The following is a 15,829-nucleotide window of genomic DNA, read 5'->3' on the forward strand; positions in this document are numbered from 1 at the left end:
TGCTACAATACGCACCATCAAGCGAAATGGGTCGTTAGCTCAGTTGGTAGAGCAGTAGACTTTTAATCTATTGGTCCCGCGTTCGAGTCGCGGACGACCCACCATTTCCTTCGATACCACAAGATGGGTCGTTAGCTCAGTTGGTAGAGCAGTAGACTTTTAATCTATTGGTCCCGCGTTCGAGTCGCGGACGACCCACCATCTTTCTAAAATGCCAGTTTTAGATTACAATCTTGTAAAACCCCCTAAGGGTCGTTAGCTCAGTTGGTAGAGCAGTAGACTTTTAATCTATTGGTCCCGCGTTCGAGTCGCGGACGACCCACCATTCTTTCTTAGGGCTTCTTTCTTCCGGCAGTTGAAGAAAAGGAAACCTGCAAGTTCCGACCAAGACAAACCATCACCTTCTGGTTTTGATTCGCCATTCTCGTTGTTTGCTATATCGATGTTGCGAAGTATCATTCTTGTCTTGCTAGATTAAGGATTTGACCTAAAAAATTTTAGATCACAAATATTCCCTAGTATTCAAAACTACGCGCTTCGCTTATCTTGCAAAAATTTTAAAATGTTATTTTAAAATTTTCTCAGGGTTGTTAGCTCAGTTGGTAGAGCAGTAGACTCTTAATCTATTGGTCGTGGGTTCGAACCCCACACAACCCACCAATTCTATTTTTCAAACACAAATTTTTAGACCAAAAAAAACGGCATTCATGTATATGAACACCACTTATTATTATCTTATTTTGAATCTCATAAACTATTTAACGATTGTATCTGGTTAACTTATAAGCTTTTTGTGGCTGAGGGTAACCTTGAGAAAAAAGCTCTTGATTTCGATCCGCCTCAGCTTCGCCCTGACGAATTTTCTCGATATTCATCACCAGCTGATCATCATCAATAATATCGTAATAAAAATTGATTCCCTCCTTACGATGCACGACCAATTCATTATGTGCTTGGTTGATACTCCAAGTATCTTTACGATATTTCATGTTATTTTCTGGATTAATTGTTTTTTCGGCAAAAACTTTACCAAACTGTACAATGCTACGATGTACCGTACCATCAGGAAGTAAATTTAAAATAAATTCAGCCTCTCCGTCCTTACACGGTATAAAGCTATCATCACATTTTACATATGCATGAAACCGACCAATAAATATTTTTGCATGCTCAGGAACAGGTTGAGGCGCAATACTGTTGTCATAAGGTAAAGTTGCCTGACCCGATAATTCTGTTAACTTTTTCCCACTATTCTCTTGCACTATGGGAGCAGATGTGACTTCTTGATTTTCTTCTGTGGATCTAGCTGTTGAATTTTCTTCTGTCATTTTCGGAGATTGTGAAGGACTACAAGCTGTTATTGATAAACCCAACCATACCGACACCGCAGGCATCAAATACAAAGACCTTAAAGACTGTGAACTTCTCATTTTCATCTTGAGCCAAAATCAATTTTAAATTGGGTATGTAAAACTTGCCTGATCAACATTGTAATCAATCATTCAAACCTGTATTCAGAATACTGAATTATTGTTTAATATATCTCATTGTTATCATTAATGTTTAAGTAATACTCATCTGGTTTTCGTCATTTTAAAGCTAAACTTATCAAGTTAAGAATGATCTTTACATTACTTTACTTTTTTCTACTCACCTCCCCCTTTAAATCGTCAACCGAATCACCATATTAATTATGAATCAGAATTTTTGGTTCAACGTTATTTTTTAAGGAGACTTGAATGGCCAATGTTGGTTTATATCGCTCAAACCGCTCTAACATGATTGCTGGTGTGATGGGGGGTATTGCTGAACGTTTTGGTTGGAACGCAAATTTACTGCGGATTATTTTCATTTTTGTATCTTGCTTGAGTGCGGCATTTCCTGGCATCTTGGTGTATTTGGTGCTTTGGTTAGTGATGCCTAAAGCCAATGATTACAATTATGGTTCAACTGGCTATTCAGACTCTATTCGCACGGTGAATGACGACCGTCGTTAAAATCCCTTGACCCAGTTAGGTCGCTACGGCTTCTTCCCCAAGAATCCGTAGCTTTTTTTTGCCCAAAATTTAGCATCTAAATATTTAACGACAGTGAATTCACCACTATTCAGTGTGCTGCTGTCTTGCATTCAACTGTTGAAACAATGCTGCAATCATATCTGCGCGACTAATGATTCCGACCAAACGTTTTTGTTCGACCACAGGGATGTAATTGAAAGAACGTTCAACAAAATAAGGCACCAAATCTTCAATGGGTTGCTCTGGTTGCACCGTCACCACTTTGGGATTCATGATTTGATACACATGATTTTCCCAGCTAGCTTTTGGGTCTGCTGCACGTTTAAACCATTCCACGACATCGTATAGAGCCAAATTCCCCACTAAACGATCAAGATCACTCACCACAGGTAAACTCATTAAATTGACCTGTTTGAATTTTTCTAAAGCAGACTGAATATCATCTTCAGCGCGTAGTGAAATCACATGCTGCGACATAATATCGCGACAACTAAATTGGCTGCCACGACGACTCGCCAATTGCTGTGCTTCTAAAATGATTTTTTGCAGATCGTATTCACTAATATCGAGCAGCTGACTTTGCTGTTCTAAAACCTGCTGAATATCTGCGGGTTGAATTGACACTTTTTGTGTGGGCGTTGGGTCTGTCGTGCGTGTATTGACTTGTGGTCTTTGCGGATATTGCTTACCCAGCAGGCGGTTATAGATAATTGCGATCAGCATCAACAGCACTGAGTTTAACAATACTGGATAAAGCAGAAAACTATAGCCTAATTGATGTACAGCATCACCGCCTAAAACAGCGGTAATTGCGACTGCCCCACTCGGTGGATGCAAAGAATCTGTGGTCATCATCAAAATAATGGCTAATGCCACTGCAATACTAAAGGCTTCAGTCAAGTTTGGAATAAACATGGCACAGGTGACGCCAATCAGTGCAGCAATGCTATTACCAATCACCATATTCCAAGGCTGCGCCAAAGGACTGGCTGGTACAGCAAAGAGTAAAACCGATGACGCACCCATTGGCGCGATATACCAAGCGTTTAAGTCACCCAATGCCAGCCAGCTGATCAGAGAAGATAACCCCAAGCCAATCAATGCACCGATACCACAGAGGAGGCGGTCTTTGAGCGGGAGCACTTTAAAGTTAGGTTTGAGTGTATTGAGCCAATCAGCTTTGGAGTGAAACACGGTATGCCTGATTTGTAGTATTGACGAATGCGACAATTATAAAGCGATGCAGATATAAGGTGTATTCAATTTACACCTTTATCTTATAAATTTTACTTTTGATCTTTATCCATAGCGTCAAAGCCCTAAACTTGCTTAGATTCATCCGAATTGATGAACTTAAGCTGGACTCAATTATCTCAGCGCATCATTTGTAATGTAGGTAAAACTGATTACTAAAAATTTCACTTGGATCATATTTTTTCTTTAACGCAAAAAATTGATCTGCTTGCGGATAGGCCAAGCGCATTTTTTCACGACCAATGTGCAACCGATAAGGTAAATAATACGCGCCTTTATTTTCGAGCGCTGCGTCCAAAATTTGATTGGTTAATGCCCGCATCTCTTGTTCTTGTGCAGTTGTCTTTTTCTGATTAAACAGAAAAACCAGACCAAAAACATCTTCACGTGCATAGTTCATAAAAGCATCTTGGTCGTGTTCCACTTCTCGAATGGTAATATTAAGCAAATCCACTTTTGAATCTTTGAGAATCGGTTTTAAGTCTTGTATAAAGGCATTTAAATGAGACTTTGGAATAAAATATTCATGTAATAAGTCAGTCGAATTCGGATCTTTATTTTCAATTAATTCTGCTTTTTCACTTAAGATTTCATTGCGGCTAAACGTCATATAAGGCGATGCTTTATTTAAACTATTTTCCAAATCCCAACGTAAACGTTTGCCGTATTCATTATCCACTGACCCGCGAAATACAATTCTTTTCACCTCTGCATTTTTACTTTGCTGCTGTGAAACAGCTAAGGCTTGGTCAGGAGTTTTGGTAAAATAGTTCAGCGTGGCTTGTTGTAGAAAGTACTTATCTGAAATGCGTAAGCGTCCATAAGCAAACTGTACTTGTGAATTTTCACTGACTAATTTTTCATAATTTTCAACATATTGTGCAGGATCTATTGCAATCGAATGGAATTTTAAAGCAGCATTATCCACTACATGTAATTTCACATCCAAGATAATTCCAAAAAGCCCATAACCTCCAATCACTAATTTAAAAATTTCAGGATTTTCAGTACGACTACAATTGACAATATCCCCATTGGCTTTCATCAAAGTAAAAGATTGGACACTTGATGAAATAGGCGGTGCATTCTTTTGCCAACCATGACCATTCACACTGATCGAGCCACCAATCGAGAAATCACTAAAGGATTGCATCACCGCAATGGATTTTCCATATCCATCTAAATATTGCAGTGCATCTTCCCATCTTGCGCCCGAACCGATGCTTAAAATATTCGACTTTTCATCTAAACTCATGTGCTTATACGGCAGCATATTCAATGCAATCCCATCAGGATAAATGGTATGCCCTCCCATGCTATGTTTTGCCCCTGAAATGGACACTTTTAACTGGTTTTGTTTTGCATAGATCAGCATTTCTTTAAGTTGCTTTTGCATTGCCTCTGGATCTTCAGCAATATCGACAATTTTATGCACTTTGGTTTTATTTAATTGACTGACATCATCGCGATAACCACTCGGCAAATTTTCAATATGAGCGTGTTCATTCATTTTGGTTTTTGCTAAGTGGGCTATCGGAATCAAAATCACTGAAATAATAATTAAAAAAGCACTGATCCAAAGCGTATTTTTATAGTGTTTCTTCATTCTGTATTGTTTAAAAATTGAATTAGAATTAAGTGTATTCAGAGCTTTATAAGCCAATGAAATTAAAAATGCAAAAATCTTATCGAAATTTAACACTGATGATTGGGCTCATCGTTGCCCCCCCACTTCCCGTACTGATCAGTTTGTTTTGCTATCATTTGATCATTGAGCCAATCCGCTTTGGAGTGAAACACGGTATGCCTGATTTATTGCTTTGAAAGATGTAGCAATTATATTTCGAAGCATTCCATAAGATATATTTTTATAGCTTATAAATATTAGAATTATTTACGACTTTCACAGCATTTATATGATTAGTCTAATACCCACCCAATACTTAAAACGTATCGTGGACTACCAACAACTTCAGTCACTTCATGTCGATATAAATCAGGTCTGAATAATTTAATTCTTGGTAAATTTATAATGTTTTGTTCACAAATAAACTCACCGCCCGATTGTGATTTTTTAATAATGATATTCAATCGAAAATGCTGCCCCTTTTGCACAGGATCTTGGTGTTGTGGAATCATCGAGCCTACTGGAAACCGCAGAAAATATGCATCACATTTGATTCCTAAATGGTTCTGTAATAACAACATTTTGTCATAGCCTGATTGTTGACGACCTTTTTGCCAGCGTAGCCACTTCGATTTTATAAGTCTTTGAATCAATTTATTATTCCTAAAGTAGGTTTGATATCTATCATCATATTTTAGCGAAAAACACCTTCACAATTTACGAATTCTTCTTCCTCAATTCTATTTTTATTCTGCTTAGAGCCGCTCTAAGCGTTTCATGGGTTTATTTTATTCAAGATTAAAAGCCCAATAGTTGATGCTAAACCTTTGCCACGCCACCCCAAAATCCTTATAATTGAGCACAATTTTTATCTAATTTTAAGTGGATGACCATGAGTCGCGCCATATCGCATATTGATACCTTCCAAGGCTTAATTCTTGCCTTACAAAACTACTGGGCTGAACAAGGCTGCGTCATTCTTCAACCTTACGATATGGAAATGGGTGCGGGTACATTCCACACTGCAACTTTCCTACGTGCTTTAGGCCCTGAAACTTGGAATGCTGCTTATGTTCAGCCGTCTCGCCGTCCAAAAGATGGTCGTTATGGTGAAAACCCTAACCGTCTACAACACTACTACCAATTCCAAGTGGTGTTGAAACCAAACCCAGACAACATCCAACAGTTGTACCTAGACTCTTTAAAAGCCATTGGTATTGATACCCTTGTTCACGACATTCGTTTCGTAGAAGACAACTGGGAATCTCCAACACTGGGTGCATGGGGCTTAGGTTGGGAAGTTTGGTTAAACGGCATGGAAGTGACTCAGTTCACTTACTTCCAACAAGTCGGTGGTGTTGAATGCTACCCAGTAACTGGCGAAATCACTTACGGTCTTGAACGTTTAGCAATGTACTTGCAAGGTGTAGATTCAGTTTACGACTTGGTTTGGACCAAAGGTCAATTTGGTACAGTGACTTACGGCGACGTATTCCACCAAAACGAAGTTGAACAATCAACTTACAACTTTGAATATGCCAACGTTGAAAAAATGTTTGAGCTATTTGACTTCTACGAAGCTGAAGCAACACGCTTGATGGAAGCTGAACTTCCACTTCCTGCATATGAACAAGTGATCAAAGCATCGCATAGCTTTAACTTACTCGATGCGCGCGGTGCAATTTCGGTGACTGAACGACAACGTTATATTTTACGTGTACGTACTTTGGCGCGTGCGATTGCACAAAGTTATGTGGCTGCACGTGCGAAGCTGGGCTTCCCAATGGCAGAACCTGCTTTACGTGATGAAGTCCTTGCTCAACTTAAAGCACAAGTTGAAGCGGAAGCAAAAGTTGAATCTAAGGAGAGCAAATAATGTCTAAACATACAGTATTGTTCGAATTAGGCTGTGAAGAACTTCCACCCAAAAGCTTAAAAAAATTACGTGATGCACTGCAAGCTGAAACGGTAAAAGGCTTAAAGGATGCAGGTCTTGCATTTGATGCGATTGAAGCTTATGCAGCGCCACGTCGTCTTGCACTTAAAATCGTCAATGTAGATGGCGCGCAAGCAGACACTCAAAAACGTTTTGATGGCCCTGCTAAACAAGCAGCGTTCGATGCTGAAGGCAACCCAACTAAAGCTTTAGAAGGCTTTATGCGCGGTCAAGGCATTACGGTTGATCAAGTATCAACATTCCAAGCGGGTAAAGTTGAAAAAGTTTGCTACTTAAAAGACGTTAAAGGTCAAAGCCTTGATGTGCTTTTACCGCAAATTTTACAACACGCTTTAGATAACTTACCTATCGCAAAACGTATGCGTTCTGCGGCAAGCCGTACTGAATTTGTACGTCCAGTAAAATGGGTTGTGTTGTTGAAAGACAACGATGTGATTGATGCAACGATTCAAGATCACCAAGCAGGCAACGTGACTTATGGTCACCGTTTCCATGCGCCTGAAGCAATTACATTGGCAAATGCCGATGCTTACTTAGATGCACTTCTTGCAGCGAAAGTGATTGCAAACTTTGAAGAGCGTCAAGCGATCATCGACCAACAAGTCAAAGCATTGTCTGATGAAGTAAACGCAATTGCGATTGTGCCTAGCGACCTTCGTGACGAAGTGACTGCATTGGTTGAATGGCCTGTTGCGCTTCGTGCAAGCTTCGAAGAGCGTTTCCTTGCTGTGCCACAAGAAGCGTTGATTACAACAATGCAGGACAACCAAAAGTACTTCTGCTTAGTAAATGCCGATAATAAGCTTCAACCATACTTCATTACCGTTTCAAACATTGAGTCGAAAGATCCGTCTCAAATTATTGAAGGTAATGAGAAAGTGGTTCGTCCACGTTTGTCAGATGCTGAATTCTTCTTCTTACAAGATCAAAAGCAACCGCTTGCATCTCGTAAAGAAAAATTGGCAAACATGGTGTTCCAAGCAGAGCTTGGCACGCTATGGAACAAGTCTGAACGTATTGCGAAATTGGCTGTGGCTTTGTCTGCAATCACAGGTGCAAATCCTGCCGATGCTGAAAAAGCAGCGCTTCTTGCAAAATGTGACTTAACGTCTGAACTTGTGGGTGAATTCCCAGAACTTCAAGGTATTGCGGGTACTTACTACGCACGCATTGAAGGCGAAAATAATGAAGTGGCAGAAGCTTTAGGTGAACAATATTTACCTAAATTTGCTGGTGACGTTTTACCAAAAACCAAAACAGGTACAACGATTGCTCTTGCTGACCGTTTAGATACATTGACTGGTATTTTTGGTATTGGGCAAGCGCCTACAGGTTCGAAAGACCCGTTTGCACTGCGTCGTTCTGCTATTGGTATCCTACGTCTTGTGACTGAAAATGAGCTTGATGTGTCGATTGAAGACTTGATCAAACTTGCATTGAACGCTTATGGCGATGTGATTAAAGATCATGCTAAGACTTTAAATGATGCTGTTGCATTCCTTGAAGGTCGTTACCGTGCGAAATACGAAGACCAAGGCGTTGCGGTTGATGTGATTCAAGCAGTTCAAGCGTTGTCACCAAAATCTCCACTTGATTTTGATAAGCGTGTAAATGCCGTGAATCATTTCCGTGACTTGCCAGAAGCTGCTGCGCTTGCTGCTGCCAACAAACGTGTTGCTAACATTCTAGCGAAAGAAGCTGCACCTGAAGGTCAAATCGTTGAAGCTAACTTAGTTGAAGATGCTGAAAAAGCATTGTTCGCTGAACTTGCAAAAGTAACGCCTGTGGTTGAGCCGTTGTTTGCTGCGAAAGATTACACGGCTGCACTTTCAGCTTTAGCTGCACTTCGCGCACCTGTTGATGCTTTCTTTGAAGGCGTAATGGTTATGGCGGATGATGCTGAATTGAAAGCGAACCGTTTACGTATGCTTGCTCAGCTTCGTGACTTGTTTACGAAAGTGGCTGATATTTCAGTGTTACAACACTAAGTTTTGATTGATGTTAAAAACCCGCTTTAGAGCGGGTTTTTTATTGTGTGGTTTGAAATCTGAACTTAATCCTGTTAGAAATAGCGGGATTTTTTGATAAGAACAATATATGCAAAGTATTACAGTCAATCGACCTTACCGCCCAGATCTCTATCTTTTTATCGTACATACCGTACTGATGGCATGTAGCTTTTACCTTTGGAAGGTTTATCCATACATTCCAAACAAGCCAGATATGGGTGCTTTATTCTTTTTGATTATTTCTGTTTTGGGCGGATTTATTGGAATTGTCATCATTGCGGTGGGTTTGCCACGATTAGACCGCACTGTGCGTTACTTGGCGCTGTCTAAATTTGTTTTAAGTGTGGTGTATTGGCTGTCGAGTACAACCATTTTCGTTTTATTTGGCAGTACTAAATTTATATTCAATAATCCCCTTGTTCTATTTGTCTTTGTGTTTCTATTTTTTAGCAGTTTATATTTTTCAATTATTCGTGTTGCGGATATGCGTAAAAAAGATTGGCTGATTATGGGTGGCGTATTAGGTGGACTAGTGTTGTTGTTCTTTTTGCCGAAGATTTAAATGTATCACCTCAAATGAATTGACATCGTATACATATCGATTTGAAGCATTTTCCTGCCTTAAGCGTATTGATTAATACGCTGAGGATGTCATGACCAATCAATATGCTTTATCTATCTCAGTCGTAATTTATAGTCCTTTTTTCTTGCTTAAATTTATTCATATTTTAAATTTTCTAATCTTGATAAAGATCAAATAGGTAGATTTAATAGAACAAAATTACATCGAATTAATCCAATGAAAAAAATATTTTCCATATTGTGCTTACTGACAGCAACGACTCTTCAAGTGCACGCAGGCACTGAGATCAGCCGCACAGAAATCATCATTTCTTCACCTGATACCGTGGCTAGTTATGATTGTGCAGGACGAACCGTCAACATTCCCGCACCAGATAGTCGTATTACACTTAAAGGAAGTTGCCCCGTTATTACTGTCGCAGGCCCAAACACCATCGTTTATGCTGAGGCTGTAAATAAAATCAATATTTATGGTCCAGATGCAAAAGTTTATTATCAGAAAAGTACTCATCCATCACGACCAGTCATGATTAACGCTATTGGCCCAGGTAGTGCTGCAATAAAACGATGAGTCGGCTTACACACTTTAAACCACACCTTAAGACTTAAATCTATAGCCAATATTTCATCATTTGCCTATACTCGACTAAACAACACTCAACAAGAAAGAAACTTATGAAATTGAAAGCATTCATTTTGACTGGTCTTGCGGGTATCGCCCTTTCTGCATGTACATCTACACCAACAATTCCACAACTCGAAACTGGTGTATTACAAGAAGTCCAAAATATTGATGTCTATCCAGATACAACAGACAACAAAGCGAAACTCACTAAATTTGTCGATAAATGCGTGATTGAATTTACTGGCAATCTAGCAGAAGCAAAATCTGTCGAACAATGGTCATTTAAAGGCTTTACGCTAATTTCAGGCGGTACTGCAACTTTTGCCAAAGACGGTACAAGTTCAGCGCACAATTTTGACCTAAATGCAGCAGATGTACAGAAGAACTTCCTTGCATTACGTGGTCATTTTGCCAAAGATGCACTTGCTCAGTGTGAATAAAACTTACAAACCATACCTAAAATTTTAGGTATGGTTTTATTCCTATAAAAATTTCGCTACTTCTCTACATTTATTGCTGCATTTCATTTATGAAATTGGTAAATCTAACAACTGCCCGACTACTTAGCCACGACAGAATACTGACTATATTTTCATAAACTTACATTTCTGCGTTACATTAACGCTTGCTCTACATTTCATCCTGCCCCGTATCTAGCCTGTTTGTACATTGTGCATATTCAGACACAAAAGCACATTTCCCAGAAATATCCTCCTACTATGGCTGCTGTCCAATCTCCCAAGCGCTGAGTGCAACAGCCGAGTTCAATAATGAGGATTATTTTAAAGATGAAACCTTTATTTAAAACGACACTGATTACCGCAGCCCTATTTGCAACAACACCGCTCTTTGCCAACACGGCAGTCGAAGCCAAAGCTGAGGTTCAGCAGCCCAATGCCGTTCAAAACCTAAAACAAGACTTAAATCAAACTGCGCAAAAAGCAGGTGACAAAATTGAAAAAGGCGTCGATAAGACCAAAACATTTACCCAAGAAAAATGGCAAGACACCAAAGCCTTTAGTGCCGACAAAAAGCAAGATGCCAAAGACAAATGGGCTGAACTAAAACAGTCTAAAGATGAAAAGACCGAAGCATCAAAGGCTAAAATTGATGCCAAAGCTGAACAAAACAAAGCCAAGCTAGATGAACGTAAAGCACAGCTCGATGAAAAAGCAGCAAAAGACAAAGCTAAATTCGACCAACGTAAAGACAAAGTTGACAACAAAATTGACCAAACCAAAAGCTATTTAGGTGAAAAAACAGATCAAAGCCGCCAATTTGCCAGTGAAAAATGGCAGCAAACGAAAGATAACTTTCAAAAAGGTCAACAAACCAACATCAGCGGAAGTAGTCAAACAGAGTTAAATACTCCTGTCGCTGAAGCACAAATCCATAGCTCACACGATGCTGCTGTAGGTTCACATAAATAACTGACACTCAAGGCTTTCTATAACTCTCCCTCCAGAGAGGAGGCTCACTACGGTGAGCCTTTTTTATGGATGACGTACAAGTGGCAAACGTGTAGAAAGCTGTCAGTTGCTGTATTGATTTTGCTACCTTGGCTTTTTTCTGTTCCGTTTTTTCCTATAATGCGTTAAAACCATTCATCAGATAGAAAATCTATAAAATACAGAGGTGAAGCTGTGAAGAATTCATTGAAAGCAACGCTATGTTTAAGTCTAACTTTAGCTGCACCTTCGCTTTGGGCAGATACAAATACGGCTCAACAAAATGCAGAGACTCCTGCGAAGCCATTGGTTGCACCATACGGCGATAACCCAAATTTGTTGCATGTGTGGGCCTATAAAACCCAAGAAGGTGTGGTCGGTGCTGCAAAAAATTTAGGTGAACTAGCTGAACGTGGCGTATCTAAAATCAAGCCTTCAGTCGATCAGGCTTGGGACAATACTAAAAGCATGACCAACAATACCGTGCAACAAGTCGATCAAGGCGCGCAGCAAGTCACACAAAATGTAAATGAAAAATTAAAAGATACCCGTGAACGTATTACAGGCAAATCCAGTAACCCTGCGCCCATTACGCAGCAATCTTTGAGTGAGCCATCTTCAGGGAATCAATACAATCCAGCACCAAGTCAAAACTCAGGACAAAATAGCAACCAATACCCACAAAGCACCAATCCATCGAGTTCAGGTTCAACGACTTATCCAGTGACTGATTTATAAGAGATTTTTAAAATTACAACAGCCCAACTTCGGTTGGGCTGTTGTCTATCGACTAAAATAAAAACTTATTTCTTTATAAAATTCACACAATAAAAACCCAATAACGAGAAAATCATGAGAATCATTTTTGGTTTAATTCTAGGAATTTGCCTGAGTATTGCAGCTTTAATCGGCTTACAACGTTTTCCACAGTTGCTGGAAACTTATCCACAACTGGCACAACTTTTTCCACAACAGTACAACGCGTCCACATATAACCACGATGCTGAAGGCAAACTATTGCAAACTGTGGAAATGTTAGAAGACGAAGAATACAAATCCATTGAAGGCAATGAAGCAACGTTGTACCAACTTGATGGCCAATGTAAAATCAACTTGTATATTTTTGGTGAATCTTATCAATTACTCACCAGTTTTTATTTTCATCACGATCGCATTTTACGTGCCTATGAAACTTATTCGACTTATCCCAATGGTGGTTATTATGCCGAGCCAGACACTAAAGATCCGTTTAAACTCGAAAAAAGCTATTTAAGAATTATGATGCCAAACAATATCAAGACCCAACTTGAACTTTATCAACTTGAAAAGCATTTCAATGCCAAATGGTGGAAAAATTGCTAGAAACTACCTTTACGTATTCGCTATATCCTGCCTAACGAATACCTAAATTTCAGCAACTAGAGTTTAGGTATCGAAGAAAGCCTAACGATGAAGAATAATCTTAAACACTTTTTGTTGGCAAGATCGGCCTGCATACGCATCCCTATTCAAATGAAGCTTTATTAAAGATCATTTTATTAAAGCTAAATTCTAATTCACCTGACGAATTGCCATGCCCGCTTTAAAAGCGTCTAGATTTTCCACCATTTGCTGCACGATGCGCTGACGTGCATCGACACTGCCCCACGCGCAATGCGGGCTAATGATTAAATTAGGGATTGAACTGTCTAAGAGCACATTGCCATCTTTCGGCGGTTCAACGGTTAATACATCAGTTGCCGCACCCGCAATTTGACCTGACTTTAAAGCATTCGCTAAGGCCTGTTCATTGACAATGCCACCACGTGCACAGTTAATCACAAAAGCAGATGGTTTCATTTGTGAAAATGCTGCGCTGTCGAGTAAATCACGCGTCTCATCAGTTAAAGGACAATGTAAACTCAAAAAATCTACTTGTGGCAGCAGCTCTGCAAAGGCCACACGTTCAGCCACCATCGGTCGATTTGGCAATGCGCCAATCATAATTTTCATGCCAAAGGCCTGCGCCAAATGTGCAACAGCTTTGCCCAATTCGCCATAACCGACAATGCCCAAGGTCTTGCCAGCCAGTTCAATAATCGGAAAATCAAGTAAGCAAAATTGGTTGGCTTTATTCCATTCACCTTGCTGCACAGCGTGGTCGTATTGACGAAAAGAGGTCGCTAAATTCAGCATCAGCATCAAAGTATGCTGCGCCACGGCCGATGTGCCATAGCCCTGACAGTTACACACCACAATGCCCTGTTCACGTGCTTGCACAAGGTCAACATTGTTGGTGCCTGTGGCAGATATTAAAATCAGTTTCAGCTGTGAGCACTGCTGCATTACCTCAGCGGGAATCAGTACTTTATTGGTGATGATCACATCCGCCTGCTGCACACGTTCCAGCACCTGTTCGGGCTGTGTTGCCGCATGTAAAGTCAGCTCATCAAACTGTGCATGCAAAGCACTAAAATCTAAATCGTTTTTCTCCAATGATTCATAATCAAGAAATACTGCTTTCATGCCTCTGTCCTTTTAGTACACTTTTCTACTTTATAATCAGCTCATTAAAACGCTTAAACAGATCAATTTCAATAATTTAATACGAATAACCCGCTATTAAAAAACCCGCTATTTTGCGGGTCTATCGAGATGATTTCGGAGTGAGCTTCGAATTTTAAGAATGACATATACAGTCAATCCAGCCAACACCATCATTCCACTACTAAACACGAGGACGGTTGAACTGACACCCTGTGCATAGGCTTGTGAGTTGCCCAGCATAAGCACGAATAAGACAGCAAGCATCTGCTTAGATTGCATACTGAAACCCCTCATTTTCCTTATGAAGTTTGAACAGCATGTATAATTATTATACTGCTTTCGTACCATCATATGCCCTTATAGAAAATAAGCAAGCTTCCGCATTTTAGGCACAAATCTACTTTAATTTTGCTCTGGCTGAATCACAAACTGGGTATCTTCCGATGCATTTTCAACAAAAAAGACTTGTCCAAATTCATCACTACTGAGCAGTAATTGCTTATAGTTTAATGTGTAATATTGGGTATATTTCTGCATGTAGATGGGATGCATACCACTGGATAACTCATCTTGAGGTAAGACCAGTTTCATCACTTGGCGATCATTCATCACCACCATATAACGTTCATCTTGGATTTGAACTATAACCACTCCCGTGCCTTTGGCTTGAAGCGGGATCAAGAACTTATGATTTAAAGCAATCACACCTGCCGCATAGCATTCAATTTTTTGACTAATCACATTGAATACCAGACCATGCGCATATTGGTCGAGCAATAAATTGCGATTGTCCTGCGGCATGAACGTGGTGATGCCTAATTTATTTAAATCTTGTTCACTGACCTGCTTATTATTAAATAATGCACGCAGCAGCGTCTGCTTTTGCTTGGCATCAAAAAACTGAGGGTCGAGCTGAAACTGGTTATTTTTTAAAATTTGCCCTAAGGCCAAACGATGGCGTGATAATAAATTTTCAATGACTTTACGATAGTAAAATTTACTGTTTTTCTTCACTCGACGCATTTTTTGATAAAAATACGATGCATCAAAAGGATGTCTTAGAAAATCATTGAGTAATTCTGAACTCGCTAAAACTGCAATCGCATCATGTCCCGTAAATGGCAGATTCAAAACTTTAAGGTGTGGAATGAGTATTTGCAGCTTTTCAAAATGTGCACGATCTTCAGGGCAATACGGGTCATATACCACGATGTATTCACGTTCTGCGGATATATCCTCAGCCTCGATGCGCATATTGGCATTTAAAGTCGGCTGAAAGAACATGCCATAGCGTGTATCGACAATATCCTCAGGATCAATCGAATATTGTGGCACCATACTCACCACACGCTGAAAATCAAATAAATTGGCATATTTAATCGCCGCATAGCCACCCATCGAACCACCGTAGGCAATACGTGTTTTGAACTGTGCCAAGATCGGCTGCAACGCCTCAAACATTTGTTGCATGGATGCTGCTGGAAACCACGACTTTTGCTTTGGCATGATACCAATCACATTAAAATCATACTTTTGCAATGACTTCTCAGCATTGATGCTCAAGCCTTTCGCACGGGTAATCAGATCACCAAATGAAAAAATCAGCTCATTCGAACTTCCCGGTTGGTAAATCACCCGAATCTGATCATCTTCAAAAATAATCTGCTTTTCCATTACCGTTTGCTCCAGTCCTTGCGTCACGCCTTCCCTTCCTTGTGGTTTAAAATTTTCATTGCTACGAATATGCTATTTTATAGAGACCATACAGATTAAAAAGAGCAGA

The 15,829-nt window shown here is 39.8% G+C and carries 16 protein-coding genes and 4 tRNA genes; 13 read left to right on the forward strand and 7 right to left on the reverse strand.

What is annotated here, in order from left to right:
• Positions 1–28 precede the first annotated feature (28 nt).
• The 4 genes from B9T33_RS00500 (at position 29) to B9T33_RS00515 (ending at position 660) form a co-directional block, all read left to right on the forward strand.
• Positions 29–104 (forward strand) — tRNA-Lys (locus tag B9T33_RS00500).
• Between the two features lie 21 nt (positions 105–125).
• Positions 126–201: transfer RNA gene (locus tag B9T33_RS00505), tRNA-Lys, on the forward strand.
• A gap of 48 nt (positions 202–249) precedes the next feature.
• Positions 250–325 (forward strand) — tRNA-Lys (locus B9T33_RS00510).
• Positions 326–584: 259 nt separating this feature from the next.
• Positions 585–660, forward strand: a tRNA-Lys gene (locus B9T33_RS00515).
• Between the two features lie 98 nt (positions 661–758).
• Here the strand turns inward: B9T33_RS00515 and B9T33_RS00520 are convergent.
• Positions 759–1,394: a hypothetical protein gene (locus B9T33_RS00520; protein ID WP_228145750.1), complete on the reverse strand. Its 636-nt coding sequence runs from the start codon at positions 1,392–1,394 to the stop codon at positions 759–761.
• Between the two features lie 345 nt (positions 1,395–1,739).
• Here B9T33_RS00520 and B9T33_RS00525 point away from each other — a divergent pair, with 345 nt between their 5' ends.
• Entirely contained in the window at positions 1,740–1,997 is a 258-nt protein-coding gene (locus tag B9T33_RS00525) for a PspC domain-containing protein (RefSeq protein ID WP_086177015.1), read from the forward strand.
• 105 nt (positions 1,998–2,102) lie between these two features.
• Here the strand turns inward: B9T33_RS00525 and B9T33_RS00530 are convergent, their stop codons facing one another.
• The 3 genes from B9T33_RS00530 to B9T33_RS00540 all read right to left on the reverse strand — a co-directional run bounded on the left by B9T33_RS00530 (position 2,103) and on the right by B9T33_RS00540 (position 5,552).
• Positions 2,103–3,212, reverse strand: a complete 1,110-nt coding sequence (locus B9T33_RS00530) for an HPP family protein (protein WP_086177016.1) — start codon at positions 3,210–3,212, stop codon at positions 2,103–2,105.
• 187 nt (positions 3,213–3,399) lie between these two features.
• Entirely contained in the window at positions 3,400–4,782 is a 1,383-nt protein-coding gene (locus tag B9T33_RS00535; protein ID WP_228145751.1) for an FAD-binding oxidoreductase, read from the reverse strand.
• A 410-nt stretch (positions 4,783–5,192) separates the two neighbouring features.
• Entirely contained in the window at positions 5,193–5,552 is a 360-nt protein-coding gene (locus B9T33_RS00540; protein WP_228145752.1) for a 2OG-Fe(II) oxygenase, read from the reverse strand.
• A gap of 239 nt (positions 5,553–5,791) precedes the next feature.
• On the opposite strand from B9T33_RS00540, the gene glyQ reads away from it, so the two are divergent.
• The 8 genes from glyQ (at position 5,792) to B9T33_RS00580 (ending at position 12,882) form a co-directional block, all read left to right on the forward strand.
• Complete coding sequence (glyQ, locus tag B9T33_RS00545) at positions 5,792–6,775, forward strand: glycine--tRNA ligase subunit alpha (RefSeq protein ID WP_067666981.1); 984 nt, start codon at positions 5,792–5,794, stop codon at positions 6,773–6,775.
• Complete coding sequence (glyS, locus tag B9T33_RS00550; protein WP_086177017.1) at positions 6,775–8,844, forward strand: glycine--tRNA ligase subunit beta; 2,070 nt, start codon at positions 6,775–6,777, stop codon at positions 8,842–8,844. The genes glyQ and glyS overlap by 1 nt, the downstream gene beginning before the upstream one ends.
• A 109-nt stretch (positions 8,845–8,953) precedes the next feature.
• Positions 8,954–9,427: a hypothetical protein gene (locus B9T33_RS00555; protein WP_086177018.1), complete on the forward strand. Its 474-nt coding sequence runs from the start codon at positions 8,954–8,956 to the stop codon at positions 9,425–9,427.
• 237 nt (positions 9,428–9,664) lie between these two features.
• On the forward strand, positions 9,665–10,018 hold the full coding sequence (locus B9T33_RS00560) for a DUF3060 domain-containing protein (protein WP_086177019.1): 354 nt from the start codon (positions 9,665–9,667) through the stop codon (positions 10,016–10,018).
• A 104-nt stretch (positions 10,019–10,122) separates the two neighbouring features.
• On the forward strand, positions 10,123–10,512 hold the full coding sequence (locus tag B9T33_RS00565) for a hypothetical protein (protein WP_086177020.1): 390 nt from the start codon (positions 10,123–10,125) through the stop codon (positions 10,510–10,512).
• 348 nt (positions 10,513–10,860) lie between these two features.
• Positions 10,861–11,502, forward strand: coding sequence for a hypothetical protein (locus B9T33_RS00570; RefSeq protein WP_086177021.1), 642 nt, complete (start codon positions 10,861–10,863; stop codon positions 11,500–11,502).
• Between the two features lie 213 nt (positions 11,503–11,715).
• Positions 11,716–12,258 carry a hypothetical protein gene (locus tag B9T33_RS00575; protein ID WP_086177022.1) on the forward strand — a complete coding sequence of 181 codons (543 nt, stop codon included), beginning with the start codon at positions 11,716–11,718 and terminating at the stop codon, positions 12,256–12,258.
• Positions 12,259–12,372: 114 nt separating this feature from the next.
• The gene (locus tag B9T33_RS00580) at positions 12,373–12,882 is read left to right on the forward strand and encodes a hypothetical protein (RefSeq protein WP_086177023.1); all 510 of its coding nucleotides are present in this window, start codon (positions 12,373–12,375) and stop codon (positions 12,880–12,882) included.
• A gap of 189 nt (positions 12,883–13,071) precedes the next feature.
• On the opposite strand, the gene B9T33_RS00585 is transcribed toward B9T33_RS00580, so the two are convergent.
• From B9T33_RS00585 to B9T33_RS00595, 3 genes are all read right to left on the reverse strand, one after another.
• Positions 13,072–14,025, reverse strand: coding sequence for a 2-hydroxyacid dehydrogenase (locus B9T33_RS00585; RefSeq protein WP_086177024.1), 954 nt, complete (start codon positions 14,023–14,025; stop codon positions 13,072–13,074).
• 108 nt (positions 14,026–14,133) lie between these two features.
• Entirely contained in the window at positions 14,134–14,325 is a 192-nt protein-coding gene (locus B9T33_RS00590) for a hypothetical protein (protein ID WP_171263540.1), read from the reverse strand.
• A 123-nt stretch (positions 14,326–14,448) separates the two neighbouring features.
• Positions 14,449–15,720, reverse strand: a complete 1,272-nt coding sequence (locus tag B9T33_RS00595) for a hypothetical protein (RefSeq protein WP_086177026.1) — start codon at positions 15,718–15,720, stop codon at positions 14,449–14,451.
• Positions 15,721–15,829 lie beyond the last annotated feature (109 nt).

The organism is Acinetobacter sp. ANC 5054 (assembly GCF_002135295.1).
Lineage (GTDB): Bacteria > Pseudomonadota > Gammaproteobacteria > Pseudomonadales > Moraxellaceae > Acinetobacter.

Bases quoted from the DNA above. Each gene is read 5' to 3' on its own strand.
- B9T33_RS00520 (WP_228145750.1), bottom strand. From the start codon at position 1,394: ATGCCTGCGGTGTCGGTATGGTTGGGTTTATCAATAACAGCTTGTAGT.
- B9T33_RS00525 (WP_086177015.1), top strand. From the start codon at position 1,740: ATGGCCAATGTTGGTTTATATCGCTCAAACCGCTCTAACATGATTGCT.
- B9T33_RS00535 (WP_228145751.1), bottom strand. From the start codon at position 4,782: ATGAATGAACACGCTCATATTGAAAATTTGCCGAGTGGTTATCGCGAT.
- glyQ (WP_067666981.1), top strand. From the start codon at position 5,792: ATGAGTCGCGCCATATCGCATATTGATACCTTCCAAGGCTTAATTCTT.
- glyS (WP_086177017.1), top strand. From the start codon at position 6,775: ATGTCTAAACATACAGTATTGTTCGAATTAGGCTGTGAAGAACTTCCA.
- B9T33_RS00555 (WP_086177018.1), top strand. From the start codon at position 8,954: ATGCAAAGTATTACAGTCAATCGACCTTACCGCCCAGATCTCTATCTT.
- B9T33_RS00560 (WP_086177019.1), top strand. From the start codon at position 9,665: ATGAAAAAAATATTTTCCATATTGTGCTTACTGACAGCAACGACTCTT.
- B9T33_RS00565 (WP_086177020.1), top strand. From the start codon at position 10,123: ATGAAATTGAAAGCATTCATTTTGACTGGTCTTGCGGGTATCGCCCTT.
- B9T33_RS00570 (WP_086177021.1), top strand. From the start codon at position 10,861: ATGAAACCTTTATTTAAAACGACACTGATTACCGCAGCCCTATTTGCA.
- B9T33_RS00580 (WP_086177023.1), top strand. From the start codon at position 12,373: ATGAGAATCATTTTTGGTTTAATTCTAGGAATTTGCCTGAGTATTGCA.
- B9T33_RS00585 (WP_086177024.1), bottom strand. From the start codon at position 14,025: ATGAAAGCAGTATTTCTTGATTATGAATCATTGGAGAAAAACGATTTA.
- B9T33_RS00590 (WP_171263540.1), bottom strand. From the start codon at position 14,325: ATGCAATCTAAGCAGATGCTTGCTGTCTTATTCGTGCTTATGCTGGGC.
- B9T33_RS00595 (WP_086177026.1), bottom strand. From the start codon at position 15,720: ATGGAAAAGCAGATTATTTTTGAAGATGATCAGATTCGGGTGATTTAC.